The organism is Pradoshia sp., from assembly GCF_051873915.1.
Taxonomy (GTDB): Bacteria; Bacillota; Bacilli; order Bacillales; family Pradoshiaceae; genus Pradoshia.
The window spans coordinates 1-19,878 of sequence record NZ_JBJEFJ010000133.1; the positions used below are offsets into that span (position 1 = coordinate 1).

The 19,878-nt window shown below is 41.3% G+C and carries 22 protein-coding genes; 15 read left to right on the forward strand and 7 right to left on the reverse strand.

The annotated features are described in order from the left end of the window. Nucleotides 1-162: 162 nt before the first annotated feature. Nucleotides 163-621 carry a helix-turn-helix domain-containing protein gene (locus ACI35L_RS11840; RefSeq protein ID WP_049671932.1) on the forward strand — a complete coding sequence of 153 codons (459 nt, stop codon included), beginning with the start codon at nucleotides 163-165 and terminating at the stop codon, nucleotides 619-621. A 135-nt stretch (nucleotides 622-756) separates the two neighbouring features. Here the strand turns inward: ACI35L_RS11840 and ACI35L_RS11845 are convergent, their stop codons facing one another. After that, nucleotides 757-1,266, reverse strand: coding sequence for a universal stress protein (locus ACI35L_RS11845; protein ID WP_439802952.1), 510 nt, complete (start codon nucleotides 1,264-1,266; stop codon nucleotides 757-759). A gap of 217 nt (nucleotides 1,267-1,483) precedes the next feature. On the opposite strand from ACI35L_RS11845, the gene ACI35L_RS11850 reads away from it, so the two are divergent. The 3 genes from ACI35L_RS11850 to ACI35L_RS11860 all read left to right on the forward strand — a co-directional run bounded on the left by ACI35L_RS11850 (nucleotide 1,484) and on the right by ACI35L_RS11860 (nucleotide 4,318). After that, nucleotides 1,484-1,660: a hypothetical protein gene (locus ACI35L_RS11850; protein WP_156185647.1), complete on the forward strand. Its 177-nt coding sequence runs from the start codon at nucleotides 1,484-1,486 to the stop codon at nucleotides 1,658-1,660. Between the two features lie 132 nt (nucleotides 1,661-1,792). Then, on the forward strand, nucleotides 1,793-3,811 hold the full coding sequence (locus ACI35L_RS11855; RefSeq protein ID WP_439802953.1) for a transglycosylase domain-containing protein: 2,019 nt from the start codon (nucleotides 1,793-1,795) through the stop codon (nucleotides 3,809-3,811). Between the two features lie 156 nt (nucleotides 3,812-3,967). Beyond that, nucleotides 3,968-4,318 (forward strand): DUF4440 domain-containing protein, encoded by a 351-nt coding sequence (locus ACI35L_RS11860; protein WP_439802954.1) that lies wholly within the window; start codon nucleotides 3,968-3,970, stop codon nucleotides 4,316-4,318. Between the two features lie 75 nt (nucleotides 4,319-4,393). On the opposite strand, the gene ACI35L_RS11865 is transcribed toward ACI35L_RS11860, so the two are convergent. Continuing rightward, on the reverse strand, nucleotides 4,394-4,702 hold the full coding sequence (locus ACI35L_RS11865; RefSeq protein WP_049671929.1) for an HPr family phosphocarrier protein: 309 nt from the start codon (nucleotides 4,700-4,702) through the stop codon (nucleotides 4,394-4,396). A 279-nt stretch (nucleotides 4,703-4,981) separates the two neighbouring features. Between ACI35L_RS11865 and fumC the strand changes: the two genes are divergently transcribed. After that, nucleotides 4,982-6,370 carry a class II fumarate hydratase gene (fumC, locus tag ACI35L_RS11870; RefSeq protein ID WP_439802955.1) on the forward strand — a complete coding sequence of 463 codons (1,389 nt, stop codon included), beginning with the start codon at nucleotides 4,982-4,984 and terminating at the stop codon, nucleotides 6,368-6,370. Between the two features lie 90 nt (nucleotides 6,371-6,460). Here fumC and ACI35L_RS11875 read toward each other — a convergent pair whose 3' ends face one another. Then, entirely contained in the window at nucleotides 6,461-6,670 is a 210-nt protein-coding gene (locus ACI35L_RS11875; RefSeq protein ID WP_439802956.1) for a small, acid-soluble spore protein, alpha/beta type, read from the reverse strand. A 291-nt stretch (nucleotides 6,671-6,961) separates the two neighbouring features. Between ACI35L_RS11875 and ACI35L_RS11880 the strand changes: the two genes are divergently transcribed. Beyond that, nucleotides 6,962-7,204, forward strand: a complete 243-nt coding sequence (locus ACI35L_RS11880) for a hypothetical protein (protein ID WP_049671926.1) — start codon at nucleotides 6,962-6,964, stop codon at nucleotides 7,202-7,204. A gap of 128 nt (nucleotides 7,205-7,332) precedes the next feature. On the opposite strand, the gene ACI35L_RS11885 is transcribed toward ACI35L_RS11880, so the two are convergent. The 3 genes from ACI35L_RS11885 to ACI35L_RS11895 all read right to left on the reverse strand — a co-directional run bounded on the left by ACI35L_RS11885 (nucleotide 7,333) and on the right by ACI35L_RS11895 (nucleotide 9,716). Beyond that, entirely contained in the window at nucleotides 7,333-8,436 is a 1,104-nt protein-coding gene (locus tag ACI35L_RS11885; RefSeq protein WP_049671925.1) for an ABC transporter ATP-binding protein, read from the reverse strand. A 126-nt stretch (nucleotides 8,437-8,562) separates the two neighbouring features. Beyond that, nucleotides 8,563-9,468: a PucR family transcriptional regulator gene (locus ACI35L_RS11890; protein ID WP_439802957.1), complete on the reverse strand. Its 906-nt coding sequence runs from the start codon at nucleotides 9,466-9,468 to the stop codon at nucleotides 8,563-8,565. 32 nt (nucleotides 9,469-9,500) lie between these two features. After that, nucleotides 9,501-9,716: a YheE family protein gene (locus tag ACI35L_RS11895; protein WP_439802958.1), complete on the reverse strand. Its 216-nt coding sequence runs from the start codon at nucleotides 9,714-9,716 to the stop codon at nucleotides 9,501-9,503. Between the two features lie 302 nt (nucleotides 9,717-10,018). Here ACI35L_RS11895 and ACI35L_RS11900 point away from each other — a divergent pair, with 302 nt between their 5' ends. From ACI35L_RS11900 to ACI35L_RS11920, 5 genes are all read left to right on the forward strand, one after another. Beyond that, nucleotides 10,019-11,155 (forward strand): DUF445 domain-containing protein, encoded by a 1,137-nt coding sequence (locus ACI35L_RS11900; RefSeq protein WP_439802959.1) that lies wholly within the window; start codon nucleotides 10,019-10,021, stop codon nucleotides 11,153-11,155. Between the two features lie 95 nt (nucleotides 11,156-11,250). Continuing rightward, nucleotides 11,251-11,601 carry a YlbF family regulator gene (locus tag ACI35L_RS11905; RefSeq protein ID WP_439802960.1) on the forward strand — a complete coding sequence of 117 codons (351 nt, stop codon included), beginning with the start codon at nucleotides 11,251-11,253 and terminating at the stop codon, nucleotides 11,599-11,601. A 126-nt stretch (nucleotides 11,602-11,727) separates the two neighbouring features. Further along, nucleotides 11,728-12,600 (forward strand): HAD hydrolase family protein, encoded by an 873-nt coding sequence (locus tag ACI35L_RS11910; RefSeq protein WP_439802961.1) that lies wholly within the window; start codon nucleotides 11,728-11,730, stop codon nucleotides 12,598-12,600. A gap of 182 nt (nucleotides 12,601-12,782) precedes the next feature. Then, nucleotides 12,783-14,288 (forward strand): coproporphyrinogen III oxidase, encoded by a 1,506-nt coding sequence (locus ACI35L_RS11915; RefSeq protein WP_439803013.1) that lies wholly within the window; start codon nucleotides 12,783-12,785, stop codon nucleotides 14,286-14,288. A 212-nt stretch (nucleotides 14,289-14,500) separates the two neighbouring features. Continuing rightward, nucleotides 14,501-15,292: an enoyl-CoA hydratase gene (locus ACI35L_RS11920; RefSeq protein WP_439802962.1), complete on the forward strand. Its 792-nt coding sequence runs from the start codon at nucleotides 14,501-14,503 to the stop codon at nucleotides 15,290-15,292. 51 nt (nucleotides 15,293-15,343) lie between these two features. Here ACI35L_RS11920 and ACI35L_RS11925 read toward each other — a convergent pair whose 3' ends face one another. Next, nucleotides 15,344-15,529 (reverse strand): YhzD family protein, encoded by a 186-nt coding sequence (locus ACI35L_RS11925; protein WP_049671918.1) that lies wholly within the window; start codon nucleotides 15,527-15,529, stop codon nucleotides 15,344-15,346. A 167-nt stretch (nucleotides 15,530-15,696) separates the two neighbouring features. On the opposite strand from ACI35L_RS11925, the gene ACI35L_RS11930 reads away from it, so the two are divergent. From ACI35L_RS11930 to ACI35L_RS11945, 4 genes are all read left to right on the forward strand, one after another. Then, nucleotides 15,697-16,596 (forward strand): ABC transporter ATP-binding protein, encoded by a 900-nt coding sequence (locus ACI35L_RS11930; protein WP_439802963.1) that lies wholly within the window; start codon nucleotides 15,697-15,699, stop codon nucleotides 16,594-16,596. Beyond that, complete coding sequence (locus ACI35L_RS11935; RefSeq protein ID WP_439802964.1) at nucleotides 16,589-17,824, forward strand: ABC transporter permease; 1,236 nt, start codon at nucleotides 16,589-16,591, stop codon at nucleotides 17,822-17,824. Before ACI35L_RS11930 ends, ACI35L_RS11935 begins: the two co-directional genes overlap by 8 nt. Nucleotides 17,825-18,404: 580 nt before the next feature. Further along, nucleotides 18,405-18,920 (forward strand): RNA polymerase sigma factor, encoded by a 516-nt coding sequence (locus tag ACI35L_RS11940; protein WP_049671915.1) that lies wholly within the window; start codon nucleotides 18,405-18,407, stop codon nucleotides 18,918-18,920. Next, nucleotides 18,904-19,860: an anti sigma factor C-terminal domain-containing protein gene (locus ACI35L_RS11945; RefSeq protein WP_439802965.1), complete on the forward strand. Its 957-nt coding sequence runs from the start codon at nucleotides 18,904-18,906 to the stop codon at nucleotides 19,858-19,860. The genes ACI35L_RS11940 and ACI35L_RS11945 overlap by 17 nt, the downstream gene beginning before the upstream one ends. Nucleotides 19,861-19,878 lie beyond the last annotated feature (18 nt).

Sequence of the window (19,878 nt, forward strand, 5' to 3'; positions counted from 1 at the left end):
TTTTTTTTTCGGATTCAAGGGAATAAAAAAATTAGTAAATATATACAAATTAATATCAAATTTCCATTTATTTCTATTATAATAGTCTTAGTGGTTCAGTTATTGTAAAATATTCCATAAACATAGTTTGGTACCATAACATTAAAAGAGAAGAGGGATGGCATGACGAAGGATGAGATAATTCGTTTAATATCAGAACGCATGAGATTAATCCGTGTTGAGGTTGATTATACACAAGATAAGATGGCAGAGATTATTGGAATTTCAAAAAAGACCCTTGTGCAGATAGAGAAGGAAAGGAACGAAGCAAGCTGGACAACCGTCGTTGCTGTTGTATCGCTTTTCCGTGAAACCTTGACTGTACAGACGCTATTTGGCGGGGATCCGCTTGAAGTCATAGAAACTGTGTCGAGAGAACAGATAGATTACCGAAAAGAAAAGATGCTTGGCGGGAAAATGTGGTGGAATGATATCATCTCTGAAAAGGGATATACACTCCAGCAAAACATGATCAGTCAGCATTATCGAATTTTGGATGATGACCGTTATCGTATTTTCAGTTCATTGGATGAGGATGTATCCCAGCAGAAGTTTAAGGAGCTGGTCAATCGAGTAGGATAAGCATCAACACCTAAGTGGTTTTCTTTACCGACAAATGGAATCCCAGTTATCTTTAGCTGAGGATTTTTTGTCGTTTAAGGGACCATGCTTATGAAAAGAAACCTGCCAGGCATGTAGGCTGGCAGGTTTCTGCGATTATTTCGCCACCAAGACAGGGCAGTTGGCATTTTTGATGATTTTTTCCGACACGCTGCCAAGGAAGAAGCTCCTTAACTTAGAACTGCTGCTATTTCCGACAATGATAAGGTTTGCACTTTCTTTCTCAGCATATTGCAAGATGGCATCATCTGTCGAACCTTCCAAAACGACGAAATGAGAATTGATTATGGAATCATTGACGATACCTCTGACATAACCTTCAATCTCCTCTAGGCGCGAATCTGCTTCATAAGGGCTGTTGATATCTTGGTCAGGCATGTCTATTGGCTGACCTTGTGTATGGTCTACATATAAAGGGGCTGCACCAGAGAGGGGGGCAGCGCCGACAGCGCCTACTGGATAGTTCTGCGAATCTTCGGTTTTATTATAGACATAGATGATAGATAATAATGATTTTTCCTTGTCCTTGCATAAGCTCATACCCATAGATAAGGCTTTCCTGCTTGAATCGGAGCCATCAAATGCAACGAGAACATGATTAAACATGGCGATCATTCCCTTCTATTGATTCCTATACTTAGTCCTTTATCCTTTATCCTAAATGTTCATTTCAAAAACATTTTTTAAGAGACATTTTTTGACGAAATAGCCCTTCCATATTCGTGTAAAAATAAAAAATACGTGTTTTTTGAATTAATATGACAAAAGGCCAATGGAATAGCAGAACGGTATGGTTTATAATGGAAAGAAAGAGGTGATGGGGATGTCAACTAATAATAGGATGCCATCGGAAGTGCACCCGATTATTCGGAAATGTTTAACCCATCTAGACATACTCGGAGCGGATGATAAGCTTAAGCAGATTGTTTACATGTACATGGAATCCCTTCATCAGGATGTGGATTCGACTGAACAATGCCCGAATGAGCAGGCGGAATAAATAGAGAATAACGGACATAATAATAGAAGCTCACTGAAACAACTGGATACCAGTTGTTTTTATTTTTGTGTATAAATTGTAGAATTGGGGTAGAAAGATAGAAAATTTACACCCTAACTGCAAGGAGGAAGTATGTCTCAAATAAAAAAAATACTGCATAAGCTTGGAAATATCATCGACCATTCCAAGTTATTTCATATTCTCCTGCTGGGTATATCCTCATTCACATTAATTGGTTTACTGTATCTGACGTATATCCTGCATGAGGAAGTCGATTTGTCCAAACTGGATACAGAACTGATGAAACCAACGATTATTTATGATGAAGCAAACGAAGAGGCGAGTAAGATCACCGCCAATAAAATGGAGGGTGTTGCGATAGAGGAAATACCGGAACATGTCATTAATGCAGTTCTTTCGATAGAGGATCATCGTTTCTATGAGCATAGTGGAATTGATGTGAAAGGCATTATCAGAGCTGCATTCGAAAATCTCACCGCCGGAGGCGTTGTTCAAGGCGGAAGCACCATTACGCAGCAGCTAGCCAAAAACACCATTCTCACACCGGAGAAGACATATGAAAGAAAAATCAAGGAAGTCGTTATTGCCAGTCAAATAGAGCATCAATACACGAAAGACGAGATTCTTGAAATGTATTTGAACCAAATCTATTTTGGACACGGTGCATGGGGAATTCAAAATGCCAGCCGAGTCTATTTCGGCAAAAATGTCGAGGATATGACGGTCGCAGAAGCAGCTATGCTGGCTGGATTGATTCATTCACCATCTGCCCTTGACCCATATAAGAATTTTGATTCAGCCAAGAAGAGACAGCAGGTTGTCCTTGTGCAAATGAAGACGTTTGGAAAGATTGATAAGACAGGCTATGAAGAAGCACTTAATGATGATATTCAGTTGAAAGAGCTGAGCGATCCGCTCAAAGGGAAATATCCATATTATGTGGACCAGGTTATTTATGAAGCCGTCCATAAATATGGACTTGAGCAGGACGACATCCTGACGGGCGGATATAAGATATACACTGAGCTAGACCCGAATATGCAGGAGACGGTAGAAAAGGTTTATGAAGAGGAGAACCTTTTCACAAAGGGCTCCAATCCAGATGAAGAGCCAGAAAGTGCAGCCGTTCTTGTGGATCCGAATGATGGAGGGGTTAGAGCCTTGGTTGGCGGCCGCTCTGATCATATCTTTCTCGGCTATAATCGGGCGACTCAGTTGAAAGCACAGCCAGGGTCAACCATGAAGCCGCTTGCTGTATATACGCCTGCCCTAGAGGAGGGCTATGGAATAAAGGATATACTCCCTGATGAGAAGACCGAATTCGCCGGCGGTTATTCCCCGAAAAACAGTAATAATCAATATGAGGGGAAGGTTCCTATGTTTGAGGCTGTCTATAAGTCGAAGAATGTACCGGCTGTATGGCTTCTGAACGAAATAGGAATTCAAAACGGGATGGATGCTGTTGAACGATTTGGCATCAATCTAGGGGATGGAAACCGCGAGCTTGGACTTGCGCTTGGAGGAGGCGGAGTTGCCGTATCACCGCTTGATATGGCTCAAGCCTACTCGGCTCTAGCTAATGGCGGTATTATGCATGAGGCTCACCTGATTAAGAAGATTGTTAATAAAAGCGGAGAAACGGTTGCTTCGTTTGAAGAGAAGGAAACAAAGGTGACGACTGAAAAAGTCGCTAAGAATATGACGACTATGCTCAAGGGAGTAGTCGATCATGAAGAAGGGACCGGCCGGTACGCCAAGGTCGATGGTTGGGATATAGCAGGTAAAACAGGCTCCACCCAAGTAGTAGGAGCGGCTGCTGAAAATGCGATTAAGGACCAATGGTTTGTTGGCTACTCCCCTAATCTGGTGGGAGCTGTTTGGTCAGGCTATGACAAAACAACCTCAGAACAATATTTAGTTCGTGACAGCACAAAGGGTTCGACTGTCATCTTCCAAAAAATCATGAGCGCTGCATTGCCAAATGTCGAGAATGAAAAATTTGACGTTCCATCTGTTTATGAGCTCGAAGAAGAGGTTGAGAAGAAGTCCTTAAGGGAGCTGTGGGAAGAGCAAAAGAAAAAAATCAATGACAGCTTTACGGAATGGATTGAGAGATGGAGAGGCCATTGATAGGGAAAGAAAAATAAGAGGCATTTTAAAATGCCTCTTTTCTCTATCTTCAGGCTGGTTTCGCCTATCCATTATTTTTGTGAAGAAGAAAAAGAGGTAGCTCATTCTATATTGGCGAATATATGTTGATAGAAGTTTTTATAGGAGGGAACTGAAATGGATTCACTGCGTATTCTGCATATAAAGGAGTTAGAAGAAAGTCATCTAAAACCAGAAATTCGCCGCTCTAAAGAAGAAATGGACTGGATTCTGGCCGAGGAATATAGAGAAATTGGCAGTTCGGGGAAAATGTTCGATAAAGAAGATTGCTTGAGCAGGGAGCTTTCTCAGGATGATCTGTCCCTTGAGCAATTTGAATACCGGCAGCTGGCTCCTGATGTTGTCTTAACGACTTACCTCCTTAGGAATAAGACAACAAACCGTCATACGTTAAGAAGCTCCATTTGGAAGCGGATAGAGGCGAGGTGGCAGCTATATTTCCATCAAGGAACCGTTACTGGGGAATGAAGCATAACAGCAAATTAGCACAAGAAAACGGATGGATGGAATGACCCAACCGTTTTCTTGTGCTAATTAGATTGATTAAATAAAGGATGCCTTTGAAAACTCTATATAATTCGTTTTCCCTGATATACATACTTCTTTAATTCGGTTAATGGCTGATTGAACGTCTGGTCCATCAACATGAATGCTTACCTTAGAGCCTTTTCGTAAAGTCAGGAAGAATGCAGTTAATGCAGGGATATTAGTCATATTAATAACTTGTCGTCCGCGGACAATTTTGATGGAGCCGCTGTAGGATTTTGCATAATCTGCGATGCACATCAATTGTTTTAATGTAATGGGATCATTAATTGGAAGTATAGAAGAAACGCTTTCTATCTGTTTCATTTCTTTCACCTTTCCTTTTTCTTTTATTTTTGTGTTTAATCATATGTACCCGATAAAAACGAGGTAAAAACTGGTTCGTGTGGAATGAAATAGTTTTGTAATAAAACTATAAAGTTGTAAAAATACTCTTTTTCATTTGAATATTGCCAAATTAGCTAAGGCTCTTCTATAATATTATTTGTATTTTTTGAATTTTAAGCGCTATCATTTGACCATTTGCTTCCAGAGAGAGTATGTTTTTACTAGAAAGATTTTTAAGGGTGATAGGAGGATTTTAACGTGGAATATCGGATTGAGAAAGACACCATGGGGGAAGTGAAAGTCCCGGCAAGTAGTTTCTGGGGTGCACAAACAGAAAGAAGCCGCAATAATTTCAAAATTGGTGAGGAAATCATGCCCCTTGAGATTGTTCGTTCCTTCGCACAATTAAAGAAGGCAGCTGCTCACACAAATTATGAGCTCGGCAATCTTTCGGAGAACAAGAAGAATGCCATCTCCAAAGTATGTGATGACATTATTGCTGGTCAATTAGACGAGCATTTCCCATTAAAGGTTTGGCAGACTGGAAGCGGTACGCAAAGTAATATGAATGTAAATGAAGTGGTCGCCTTCAAAGGCAATGAATGGCTCCGCTCTCAGGATATTGAGGAAGTCTTGCATCCGAATGATGACGTCAATATGTCACAAAGCTCCAATGACACCTATCCAACGGCCTTGCATGTTGCTGCCTATTCCATCATTCAAGAGAGAGTGCTTCCTGAGGTAGCTGAATTCAAGAAAGTCCTTCTAGAAAAGGAAGAGGAATTCAAAGACATTGTGAAGATTGGCAGAACGCATCTTCAAGATGCGACACCATTAACACTTGGCCAGGAAATAAGCGGCTGGAGATATATGATTGAACGTTCTGAGCAAATGATTGAGGAAAGTGCCATTAAGCTTCTTTCCTTAGCAATCGGCGGTACGGCAGTAGGAACAGGTATCAATGCTCATGTAGATTTTGGAGAAAGAACAGCTGCTTATCTTGCTGAGCAAACAGGCTATGGGTTCACCTCTTCACCAAATAAATTCCATGCGCTGACAAGCCACGATGAAATCGTATATGCCCATGGTGCTATCAAGGCACTTGCAATGGATGCCATGAAAATTGCGAATGATATTCGCTGGCTGGCGAGCGGTCCGCGAAGCGGCATCGGGGAAATCACGATCCCGGCAAATGAACCAGGGAGCTCTATCATGCCTGGTAAGGTCAATCCAACCCAAAGTGAGGCATTGACAATGGTTGCTGTACAAGTATTCGGCAACGATGCGGCAATTGGATTTGCAGCGAGCCAAGGGAATTTTGAACTGAATGTATTCAAACCTGTGATTGCCTATAACTTCCTTCAATCCTCCAGATTAATGGCTGATTCACTGGAATCCTTCCGTGTGAACTGTTTGGTTGGTCTTGAAGCGAATGTAGAAAGCATTGCAAAGAACGTTGAATCTTCACTTATGCTTGTGACAGCCTTGAATCCGCATATCGGTTATGAAAAGGCAGCTGCTATTGCCAAGCTTGCCTTTAAGGATAATAGCACATTGAAGGAAGCAGCTTTAAAACTTGAGTATTTAACAGAAGAAGAGTTCGACCAATGGGTTAATCCAAGCGATATGGTCAAACAAAAAGGTTAAGAGGCATACATAACCTCTTTAAGAAACATTCAGAACCCCCTTCCGAATCATTCGGAAGGGGGTTTTTAGCCATAAATATTCAGTTGTTAATTATTTTTGACCGCTGATTTGCTGTTCACCCATGCGGACAAGGCGTTTTGTGATTTCTCCGCCTACAGAACCATTCGCGCGGGAAGTTGTATCTGCTCCCAGGTTCACTCCAAATTCGCTGGAGATTTCATATTTCATTTGGTCAATTGCTTGAGCTGCTCCTGGAGTAAGCAATTGATTAGAGGAATTGCCTGAACTATTTTGTGCCATGATAAATATCCTCCTTAAAAATAATATGGTTTGGTTGGGTCAGCCGGAATTGAACCGGCTTGATAACAGAGGATAACGTGTGTCACCCCTGTTTGCCCCTTATATGGCTTGACCCAATGTTGAATGCTTGATTGTACTAACTAGTATAGATTCATCGAAGTGATTTCATGCAAAACCGAAAGAGAGAAATAATGGGATATATGGAATTACGGAGAATAGAGGAGAGGATTAGATTTATAATGGGCATTCTATAAGGGAATCATCAACTTTCAAATAAAGGAGCGGGTAACAATGGAATGCCCTTTATGTAACGGATTATGTACGATGATGGAAGCTTGCGGGTCCTGCGGCGCCTTGCTTTCCGATATGGGAAGAGTCATGGATTATGATGATGATTACAGTGCCTATCTGGATATTGCCACTCAAAAGATGAATGACGGAGACGCACAGTCGACTGAAAATGACTTATGCTATCACCTTTTCTCCTGCAAGGAATGTGGATGGGATATGAGAGCGGCTATTGAGGAAATTTAGAATCATCAAAGAAACCCCCTATTCATGCTTGTGGTGCACGGATAGGGGGGAGGGTTTCAAATCCAATAATAAGTCCATAGCAGAATAAAAAAGCTGGCCAAAAAGATCTTGGTCAGCCTTCATATCCATTATGGGCGAATTCTTACTTCTGTTTCTTTATCAAAGAAATGAGCTTTATTCATATCCAAACCAAGCTGTAATGTATCCATTGGTTTAATATCAGAGCGGGAATCAATCCGTGCTACGATTGATTGGCCTTCAATAGAAGTATAAAGCATTGTTTCAGCTCCCATTAATTCTGCAACTTCAATTTGGCATTTAATGCTGGTTGCTGGAGAAGCGTCAATGAAAACAGGCTCATCATGAATATCTTCAGGACGGATGCCGAGAATAATATCTTTATTGATATAGCCTTGTGCACGAAGATAGCTTAGTTTTCCTTCCGGAATGGCAATTCGAGAACTGCCAGTTACGAAGAAGCCGTCTTCTTTAATGGTTCCAGTAAGGAAGTTCATCGCTGGGGATCCGATAAATCCGCCGACGAAGACGTTCTCCGGGTTTTCGTATACTTCTTTTGGTGCGCCGACTTGTTGGATGAAGCCATCTTTCATGACGACAAGACGAGTGGCCATTGTCATTGCCTCTGTTTGGTCATGCGTTACATAGATGGTTGTTGTATCCAAACGTTGGTGCAATTTAGAGATTTCAGCACGCATTTGAACACGGAGTTTCGCATCAAGATTGGATAAAGGCTCGTCCATTAGGAAGACCTTTGCGTCACGAACAATTGCACGGCCAAGGGCAACACGCTGGCGCTGACCGCCTGATAGTGCTTTTGGTTTTCTGTTTAAATATTCTTCAAGTCCGAGAATGCGGGCAGCATCCTTTACACGACGGTCAATTTCAGCTTTATCGAATTTACGAAGCTTTAATCCGAACGCCATATTGTCATATACGGACATATGTGGATAGAGAGCGTAGTTTTGGAATACCATGGCGATATCACGGTCTTTAGGCGGTACATCGTTCACGCGTTTGTCGTCGATATAGAAATCGCCCTTAGAAATTTCCTCAAGTCCGGCAATCATACGAAGGGTGGTGGATTTACCGCAGCCGGATGGACCGACGAATACGATAAACTCCTTATCCTTGATATGTAAATCAAAATCTGTTACCGCTGTTACTTTATTATCATAAATCTTGTAAATATGCTCGAGTCTTAATTCTGCCATACTAATAGCCTCCTTGACCGTATGTATAATGATGTAACCCTTTTCAATACATATATTACTAGTCTGCTGGGCAAAAATATATGGTCATTGTGCACAAAGAAACGAAGAAGTTCATGGGCTGTTTGCTTACTCCTTATTCAAGCCTTCAAGGAGACGTATGGCTAAATAGGCACTTAAGCTATCTTCGAATTGTCTGACATCAAGACTCGTGATTTCATGAAATTTATCGAGCCGGTAATTTAAGCTGTTGCGGTGCAGGAAAAGCTTTTTTGCAGCAACTGTAGCGTTTGCATTTGATTCAATATAAACCTTGATGGTTTCTAGCAAATCTGTATCGGTATCAAGTGTCCCGAGCATATTCCGGGCAAGTGTCTGGCAAAGCCTTTGGTTCTGACCGGTTAGAATCAGATCGATAAAAGCTTGGGAAAAGCTGGTTACCCGCATTTTAGGATGTGTGAGAGACAGGACATTGAAGCAGGCTTCCTCCGCTTGGAAACTCGCAAGCATTCTGCCATTAACCGGATAATAATTGCCGATGAATAGGCGCAGATGAGCATATAAATCGCTTTCAAGTGTGTCAATAATGGCACCAAAATCCTGGTTCGTCATTGTACTAGCTGTAGATTGTTCGATGACAACGCCGCTGTAACGGTCTTTCCAGCACAATACGGCATCAGGGAATAGGGCATAGATAGCAGAGCTGAAATCAACTCGGCTCGTATCATTGCTGGCTAAATAGAAGTGGATAAATCGATAAGAACCTGTACCTGCTTCCTCAATTCGACCTTGGTTACCCATGTATAATAGGTCATGCCAGATTTTTTGTGCGGCTGTCATGTTTAGCTGGTCGGCATTCAAGGTAAACGGTTCTAAGAACACATCAAGAATTCTTTTTTGATCGACGTTCATGGATTCCTTTGGGATACCAATATACCCATGCTGTTTATCCACGTACCAATGGCAGGATGAATCCTTTAAAGGGTAGGATGCCTGTATTAAGTCTGGGAATAGTTTTCGTAGGTCAGTGTACATATCGATTGGCCTCCATATCGGGGTAATACATGCTATTGGTTGTCATATACATGGTAAAGCATCAATTCATGAAGTCTTGATTCAAGCTCTTTGCGGGAGCTTTCAGCTGGCTGCCCATTTGTCCAGTCTATGGAGCCATCTTTATGGTAGATGCCTGTATATCGTTTTCTTTCGTAATAAAACGAAAAAGACCATCCTGGTATTTTCTCTGTCTGATAGAGTGATTGGAAAGTGAAATGGTTGATCATGGAAGAACGCTCCTTATAAGTTTGATAGGTTGGAAAAACATAAATAATCAAGTAATTACCGATATAAGATGATGTCTTTATTTTCTTAAAAAGGCATGTCTAGGGATATCGAATGTCATCCGTTTCTTTATTGCCAGACGGAATCGGTGACAGCATAGTTTTATTATAAAACAATTTATTGCGATTAGGCGCTTATCACGGGTCACAAATAGTTGAAAAAGACCCCCGAATATATTGCAATTAACAGCTATTAGAGTCTAAACTATTCTTTATTAGCTTTAATAGAAGAAGGAGCAAAAAACATGAATTACTTTGTGACCATCACGACAGTGGTGATTGTTGGGGCAGTAATCGGCGGAATAACAAATGCTCTAGCGATTAAGATGCTGTTTCATCCATATGAACCCATCTATCTTTTTGGAAGACGCCTGCCTTTTACACCAGGCTTGATTCCTAAGAGACGTGATGAGCTGGCCGTACAAATGGGGAAAATGGTTGTCCAGCACTTGATTACCCCTGAAAGTGTCAAACGGAAATTACTAACGTCTTCTGTAAAAGTAGAGGCAAAACGTATTGCTGAAAATATGCTCGATAGAACGGTCTTTTCGGAAATGAAAATAGAGGAAGCCTTCCGCAAATTAGGCATCGATGATCTGCCTGATATGCTTGTTCATCGAGTGGCAGATCGATCCTCCAATTGGGTGGAGGGATGGTACCAATCCAATCAAGAGAAGCCAATCATCTCTTTTTTGCCAGATACGTTTGGAGAAAAAGTGGAGGAAAAGCTGCCTGATGTTTCCCAGTATATTCTCGACAAAGGTATTGCCTTCTTTTCAAGCATTGAAGGGAAAGCAAGGCTTCAGAAAATGGCAGATGACTTTATGGGAGAACGAGGAAAGTTCGGCGGATTTATGCAAATGCTTTTAGGCAATGTTAATTTAGGAGAAAAGCTGCAGCCTGAAATTATCAAATTCCTTGCCAATCCTGGGACAAAGGAAACACTCACACAAATCCTTAGGAATGAATGGGATAAGGTAAAGACGATGAAGGTATCAGAGGCTGAACAATATTATTCCCTTGAGGAGCAGAAGAAGCTCATCCATCAGGGCATCTTCTATGCATATCGCCAGCTTGATTTATCTGCCATGCCTTTATCTAAGGTGACAGGAGAGTGGAGTGAGACTATAAAGGGACGCATCCTCCCAGAATTAATTGAAACAGTATCAGAACGAATCATCAATCAAGTTCCAGTTATCATGGAGAAATTCAAGCTGGAAGAGATTGTCCGTGAGCAAGTGGCCTCATTCCCGGTGACGCGCTTAGAGGAGATGGTCTTATCCATCACAAGAAGCGAGTTGAAGATGATTACGTATCTTGGCGCATTGCTTGGCGGACTCATTGGAGCATTCCAGGGTGTCTTTATAATATTTATGAATTAATGAACAGAATTTTGATTGCCATAGGGTGTATTGGCACTCAGATAATGGTATAGTTATGAAGACTGAAAAAGCGTTTAGCAAACAGGAGGTTTCCCATGTCAGTAAATGTATATGATCTTGCTTACACAGTAGAGAAAGGCATTCGCGAAAGTGCGGAATATGCCGAGTTGAAGAAACAATACGAAGCGGTTATGGCAGATGAGAATGCCAGAACGATGTTCCATAATTTCCGTGATATTCAGGTTAAGCTTCAAGAGAAACAAATGACAGGACAAGAAATTACGGATGAAGAAGTGCTGCAGGCACAGAAAACTGTTGCCCTTGTACAACAGCATGATTTGATTTCTAAGTTAATGGATGCAGAGCAGCGCATGAGTGTCGTTCTTGGAGATGTAAACCGCATCATTACAAAACCGCTTGAAGAACTTTACGGTACTCAAGGCTGAGAACTAAACCGATTTGACCATTGGGTCGAATCGGTTTTTTTATTTCAGATGTTTTCTTGGTGTTCTATATTTCCTTTTTTAAGCATAGAGAATTATATGGGCATCATGAAAGGTGGCAAGAACATCATGGTATACAAACTGTTAATGATAAACATGGATGGTGCGCTCTTATCCTCGAAAGGGAAACTAAATCCGGTAACGAAGGAGTCCCTTGAATATGTCGCCAATAAAGGTGTAGAGGTGGCTCTTATTACATCGAATAATTATGATTATGCCTTTAGAACAGGAAAGGCACTTAAATGTAATCCCCATATCATTGCTCATCAAGGCGGCTTTATCCTGGAAGATTTACAGAGGCCCATTTTTGTGAAGCGGATTCCGGAGGAAACGACTGTTGATATCATTCGATTCTTAGAAAATATATCCAGTCATATCCGGCTCATTCATGAGGATGTCACGATTGGCAATAGGGAGGACCTTCCAAGCTCACTCTTTGCCAGAATTAAATGGACTCCTGGAGATGCGGGGATATACGCCCAGCAGTTTGTGGATTCCCTCTATGATTACTTATTAAAGACACCGCTCTCCCCGTTACAGATTGATGCGTATATTCACGATGAAAAGGAGCGCAAGGATACTCGAGCGGGCCTGATGGCAATGTTTGATAATGTTGAAATACAGGAGAGTTTTCCCGGGAAATTAACACTCATCCCGAAATCTGTCGCCAAAAATACAGCTGTCAGATATTTATCGAAGAGCAGAAGCATTGCCTTAGATGAAATGGTGATCATCGGATGTGATGCCGATGAGGCAGAGCTTGTCCGCCATGCTGGTCTAGGGGTAGCGGTTGCCAATGCTTCTGATACAGTGAAGCGGGGAGCCAAATGGCTAACCCGAAGTAACGATGAATTAGGTGTAGCCTATTTAATTAAGGAAGTATTTAGAAGGCAGCATCCAATTGGATTTTTGAGAAAAATGAATATAAAAGTCGATAAATAATGCGATGATTGCCCATAAAGCCAGACGGATATATCCGTCTGGCTCGTGTTGTTTGATAGGAGTCGTTATGTTATCGTCTAGAAATGGGAAATCTAACAAGCATAAACTCTCCTTTGACAATTGACCAACAAAGGCAGGCTTAGTAAACTGAGAAGGATTGAATCATGAAAAAGGGGATTAGCATGCATATATATGTTAAAGGTATTGAAGATGAACGGTTAGTCCGGCCTTTATCTCTTATAGCAGATTTATTCTTTGAGGAATCTGTCTTATCAACGGACAAGGCGGAAGGGGCAGACTTGATTATTGCCATCGAAAAGCAGTCAAGCTCATCTGCCAAGATGACACTTGCCGCTGTACTGGAAGCAAAGACTGACGGCAAACTCTACGAAGCATCCTATGAAACAGAACTGAACGAGCAGCTGGACGAAAAGGCGCTTTTTAAACAAATAAAGAATGCTTATTTATATGTTTTCTTGAAGGTGCTCGAGGAATATACGGGTATTGTGCAGAAATGGGGCTTGCTGACCGGAGTAAGACCAACGAAGCTGTGGCATCAATATCGAAAGCAAGGTGTGGAGCCTGCTGAAGCGAAAAAACGACTGAAGGAACAATACTCTATCTCAGAGGAAAAGCTTGATTTACTGGAGCAAATAGTGAATCATCAGCTTGAAGCTATTCCAGATTTATATGATTTAAAGAAAGAAATCAGCATCTATATCGGAATCCCATACTGCCCGACAAAATGTGCTTATTGTACATTCCCGGCTTATGCAATCAATGGAAGACAGGGAAATGTTGAATCCTTCCTTGGCGGGCTTCATCATGAAATGAGAGAGATGGGGCAATGGCTGAAGGAGAAGAACGTGAAAATAACGACCATTTATTTCGGCGGCGGGACACCAACAAGTATCAGTGCACAAGAGATGGACATGCTCTATGAGGAACTGTATCAATCCTTCCCAGATGTGGAGAATGTCCGGGAAATTACGGTGGAAGCAGGCCGTCCTGATACAATCACAGAGGAAAAGATTGAAGTAATGAAGAAGTGGAATATTGATCGAATCAGCATCAATCCACAGTCGTACACACAGGAAACTTTAAAGGCTATCGGACGCCATCATACGGTCGAGGAGACGATTGATAAGTACTTGCTCGCAAAAGAATGCGGGATGGACAATATTAATATGGACCTCATTATCGGCCTGCCTGGAGAAGGAGTCCCAGAATTTAAGCATAGTCTTGATGAAACGGAGAAGTTAATGCCTGAATCATTGACTGTTCACACACTTTCTTTCAAAAGAGCATCCGAGATGACCAGGAATAGGACCCGCTATAAAGTGGCTGGACGAGATGAGGTGGAGAAAATGATGCAGGAGGCACAAAGCTGGACTGAATCGCATGGCTATCATCCATACTACCTCTATCGACAAAAGAACATCCTCGGCAATCTTGAAAATGTCGGCTATGCAAAAAAAGGGATGGATAGCCTTTACAATATCCTCATCATGGAGGAGCAGCAAACCATCCTTGGGCTTGGCTGCGGCGCAGCAAGTAAATTCGTTCATCCAACGACCGGGAAAATTACGCATTTTGCCAATCCTAAGGATCCGAAATCCTATAATGACGGCTATGAGCATTACACGAGAAAGAAAATTGATATTCTAGAGGAAACGCTTTTCAGTTAGTAACTCATGAACCAGCCTCACTTGTTCAATTGGACAGGGGAGGCTGTTTTTTATAGAAGCTTCTTAAATGATGGTTTTATACCAGTGCGTGAATTAAACAAATCTGACGGCTGTTTGAAAATTTCAGGAAAATTACACATTTTAGTATTAAAACGCTTACATAAACCTTTATAATGAATGTACATTCATTATTTGGAAGGAGTCGTTGCAAAGTGGAATCTGCCTCTGTCGTTAAGAGTGTAAACGTGCAAAAGGACGGATCTGTTGCCATCGTATCATTGAATCGCCCGGAGGTATTAAATGCTCTTAATAAAGAGATGGTGCAAGAATTAAATAAGGAGCTTAAAACGCTCAGCCTTGATGATGAAATCTCCATCATTATTCTAAAAGGAAATGGAGGAGCTTTTTGCTCAGGCGGTGACATTAAGTCCATGTTTAATTTAGGAACAGAGAAGGACTTCTATGCAATTATGGATAGTATTAATGAGCTTGCCATGTGCTTATACACAATGCCAAAGCTCACAATAGCGGCAGTCCATGGAGCGGCTGCAGGGCTCGGCCTAAGCCTCGCTCTTGCGACAGACTGTATCATTGCTGATAAGGACAGCAAGCTTGCAATGAATTTCATTGGTATTGGACTAATTCCGGATGGAGGAGGGCATTTCTTCCTCGAACGCCGCTTAGGTGAATTAAATACGATGAAATTAATATGGGATGGCGAAGTCTTGAAGACACCGCGTGCGTGTGAGATGGGGCTTATTGACATTGTGGCAGAAGGCGGTTTGGATGCGGCTGTGAACGAAAAGGTAGCGGAGTGGAAGCAAAAGCCGATGCAGGCAATGATTCGTACGAAGAAGATTCTGGCTGAGACGAAACGTCCGCAATTACTGAAAATCCTGGAGCTTGAAAAAGGCTCACAGTTTGTCATGAGACAGACGGAGGATCACCAAGAAGGTATTAAGGCCTTTGTTGAGAAAAGAAAGCCCGTATTCAAGGGGAAATAATAACTGAAAAGACCTATCTGCAAGCATTGAACTCGCAGATAGGTCTTTTCATTAGCGGTGGAATAAAATTAGTTTTCCAACTGGGGATGTCAATCGATGAGTCATTTCTTCAAAGCCTTTTTCTTCAAGAAGCTTTGAACCGATTTCTTTTGCGGCATCATCATTAGCAGCTTCAATCGATTCATCCATAACCTTCTCTCCGTTTGGCTCAAACACAGTCAGTTTATAAATACTCATAAGTCCCCTCCTAGTAAATAACAGATTCTCCAATAATATTCTCCCATAAATAGATAAAAAATGTAAAGTTTTGAACATTTTGATAGCAAAATCCAGTACACTTAAAGAATATATATTAGGTCTAATGTAAATATAAGACCGGAAGAATGATAGGAGGGGGCAGATCATTGACACTAAAGATTCAGGAAATTACTAAGCAGTTCGGCCGTTTTACGGCTGTGAAACAACTATCTCTTGAGATAGAAAAGGGAAGTATTTTTGGCATGCTTGGGGCAAATGGAGCGGGAAAGACAACGACTTTCAGGATGATTCTCGGCCTCATTGAACCGACTGCAGGAGAAATCACCTGGGATGGAAAACCTATTGGCTACACGAACAGTGCGCAAGTCGGTTACTTACCTGAAGAGAGGGGACTTTACCCAAAATTAAAAACTGGCGAGCAGCTCGTTTACCTGGCAAGATTGCGAGGCATGGACAAAGCGGATGCCGAGAAAGAAGCGAAGGCATGGCTTGAACGCTTCAATGTACCGGAATATTGGGATAAGAAGGTCGGGGACCTATCAAAAGGTAATCAGCAGAAAATCCAGTTTATTGCATCAGTCATCCATAAACCTGAGTTGTTGATTCTTGATGAACCATTCAGCGGCCTTGATCCTGTTAATGTGGAGCTGCTGAAGAATGCTGTTCATGATTTACGGAAAGAAGGAACAACGATTGTCTTCTCAAGCCACCGGATGGAGCATGTTGAGGAGCTGTGTGAGAATCTTTGTATCCTGCAGCATGGCGAGGCCATCGTGAAAGGGAAGCTGAAGGAGATTAAGCGCTCATTCGGCAAGAAGAATGTTGTCATACATGCTGATTATGACTTGAGCTTTTTGAAAGAGTATCCAGGTGTCGTAAAGATGAAGGAAGTAACTGAAGGTGTCCATTTGCAAATCTCTAAAGAAGAGGATGCAAGGCTGATTTTAGAGGATACGGTTAAACACGGATTCATTCGTAAATTTGAGCTTGAAGAGCCTTCCTTGCAGGATATCTTCATCGAAAAGGTAGGTGCACGATATGAGTAAGTTCTGGATTGTTGCCATGCATACGTACATACAGAAAGTAAAAAGCAAATCCTTCATTATCTCTACGGCGGTTATTTTGCTGTTTATGGCGGCCTTTGCCAATCTTGACCGTATCATCGGGTTATTCGGGGATGAGGAGGAGAAAATTGGTGTCGTTGCGCTATCAGGGGATTACTTTGCTGCCCTCCAGGAGCAATTAAAGGCAAGCGGCAGTGAATTGGCCCTTGAGGAATTTGATTCTGAGTCAAATGCAAAAAAGGCAGAGGACGAGGGGGATATCAGCGGCTACTTGCTTCTTGAAGACCAAGCCGGATTGCCTGCAGGAATCTATAAAGCGGCATCTATTGCTGATTCTACAGAAAGCACAGAGCTTCAAAATGCCCTTCAGCAAGTGCAAACAGTCATTATGACCGAGAAGGCTAATATAACGGATGAACAATTAGCGGCCATTTATACGCCGGTTTCATTTGAAGTGGAAGCATTGAATGAGGATGCAAAGTCTGAGGCTGAATTAAGTCAGGCAAGAGGGCTTGTTTATATTATGATATTTGCCATTTACTTTAGTGTCCTTGTCTATGCCGGCATGATTGCCAATGAGGTAGCCATTGAGAAATCGTCAAGAGTTATGGAAATTCTAATCTCCAGTGTTTCGCCAATCAAGCAAATGTTTGCTAAGATAACAGGGATTGCCCTATTGACCTTAACCCAGCTTATTATCTTTGTCGTCGTTGGTTATTTGGCTCTGATGAATAATTCAGGGGTTGGGGATGTCTTTGAATTATTCAATTTCAACAATATAGAGACCAAAACGGTCATTTATGCCGTCGTATTCACCTTGCTAGGCTATTTGCTGTATGCGACGATGGCAGCCTGCTTAGGGTCTTTGGTCAGTAAGCTTGAGGACTTGCAGCAAATGCTTCTGCCGATGACCATGCTCGTTATATTTGGATTCCTCATTGCGATGAACGGGCTGTCTAATCCTGAGGCAAACTTTATTACAATCACATCCTATATCCCATTCTTTACGCCGATGATCATGTTCCTTCGTATCGGGATGCTCGATATTGCCCCGCTAGAGATTGCCATTGGCATCATTCTTATGCTTGTGACAATCGGGCTCTTAGCCTATGTTGGAGCCAAAGTCTATAAGGGCGGCGTCTTAATGTACAGTAATTCAACTTCATTGAAGGATATTAGGAAAGCCATTAATTTGACTAAGAATCAATGAATCTATACAGTGTGCCAGGCATACTGTATATGGACTTTAGGCAAACTCCTGATGGGGGATGCCTGAAGTCTTTTTCATGTCTGTAAAATGTTTCTTGCTTTCGTATGATAGAAAAAGGCAGTCCTCCCTCTAGGTTAATGCTTCTTCTATTCAATCAACTACCTAATTTGTTGCATGGTTTCTGGAAGGAAACAATCTGTCTATTAAATACCAAACAATGGTGAATACTGTGGAAAAACCAATCATATTTAACAAGGTTGCGTGTTCGCCTTTTATCAATAGCATAAAGCAGACCATTTGTAGAATTAATGACAAAATAAATAAACGCAGATACGGCATTTGACCATTCTCCTCTCTATGAAAGCATAAAGCTATGTATGTCTATTAATTCCCTGCATCACTTTCATTCTCCTTCTTTTCCCTTCTTCTTATTGACTACTGTGCTGACCCAAGGTGTGCCTCTGGCCACCAAGTCCTATTTTTTGTTCAGAAATTTACCAAAAAAATATCATATATATTTTTTTCGTAAACTTGTACACTTTTATTTTCCCTATTCGTTATATAAATGAAAGGAGGGCCAATGAAGACTGAGACGATAGAAGACTTATACCGGAGGAAGTTTCAAATCATCTTCAAGTATTTAATAAGCATTGGCTGTTCGAAGGAAAATGCCGAAGATATTGTACAAAATACGTTCTACAAGGCTATTGAAAATATGGTTCATCTGGAAGTGAGAAACATATCTGCCTGGCTGTTCAAAGTTTCTGTAAATCAATTCTATGATTTATGTAGGCGAAAGCAGCGCTTTCCAAAAGTCCATATTAATGACCAAGCATTTATCGATTTTTTTATTCAGGAAGAGACAAGCGAGGATTTATTATTGGTTAAAGAATTTCAAGGGGATATCCGTCATCTATTAGATGAACTAAAACCAAGTCATAAAAACTTACTGCTTCTCAAATATGACCTGGGACTATCCTATGAAGAAATATCGGCCATGCTTGATATGAAGGTGGAAACGATTCGAACAACCTTGTACAGAGCTAGGAAAGAATTCAAACAGAAGTGGAGGGAACAAAATGAACGAAGACCGTGAAATCGACCGCTTATTTGATCCAGACTTTGATGAGAAGGATTTAATAAAATCAGCAAAAAGAAAAAGTTACTTCCGCATGACGGGTGTTAGCTTTCTCGTTTCGATATGTGTATTAACTTTATTGATACTATTAAAGATTCAATTGACGCCCTATTATATGGGACAAAAAATGACGGCTAAAGAATTATATTATGAAATTTACGGCGCCAATATTTATACAGGTGCCTGGACAGAGCGCTATAAATTAGTCGGCAGCTCGGCTATTGCTCCAAAATACAAACTCTTAAACGGTAAACCAGTTCATCTTGGTGAAGTATCCTATGACACTCCTGATATAGAAGTGACAGTTGGAGCTTCAGAGCTGACTCAATTCTCTTATACAGGAGATCGAGTAATGAACTTCTTCCATCCTTCTTTACAGTACCGATCCTATAAAAATGATTTGAGTAAATTAGATAGAGTGAATGACGGCAAATTAATTGAAATGGCCCTATCCTTCAATAAGGCTTACACCTATAAAGAGGTTGTTGCCATGCTGCCTGCAGATGTAACACTGCAATGGAACTGGGTAAATGCTTATTCCGCAGAGGAGCTTGAAGGGTTAAAAGATATAAGCAATGCCCCTTCTAAGGACCCTGCAATCCTAAAAGAATATGAAGTAGCCGGCTTTCCTTCTATTTCAAAAGGCGGGGAAGCAATCCAAGATCCGACAAATACCTTTATCGAAACACTCGACTTGGCCATAGAAAAAGGCGGTTCTTACAAGGAAGATTTTGAACATCTATACAATACGATGAAGGAAGACGATGAATCACTTACAGAAAAACAAATTGGAATCATTGGTGTGGTCGTTGTAGGTAATAAACAACAATTACAATCGCTGATCGACAAAAATTATATTAAGGCGTCTAGTTTTGGTGCCATTATTGATCAATATTAATCCCCTACAAGAAAGGAT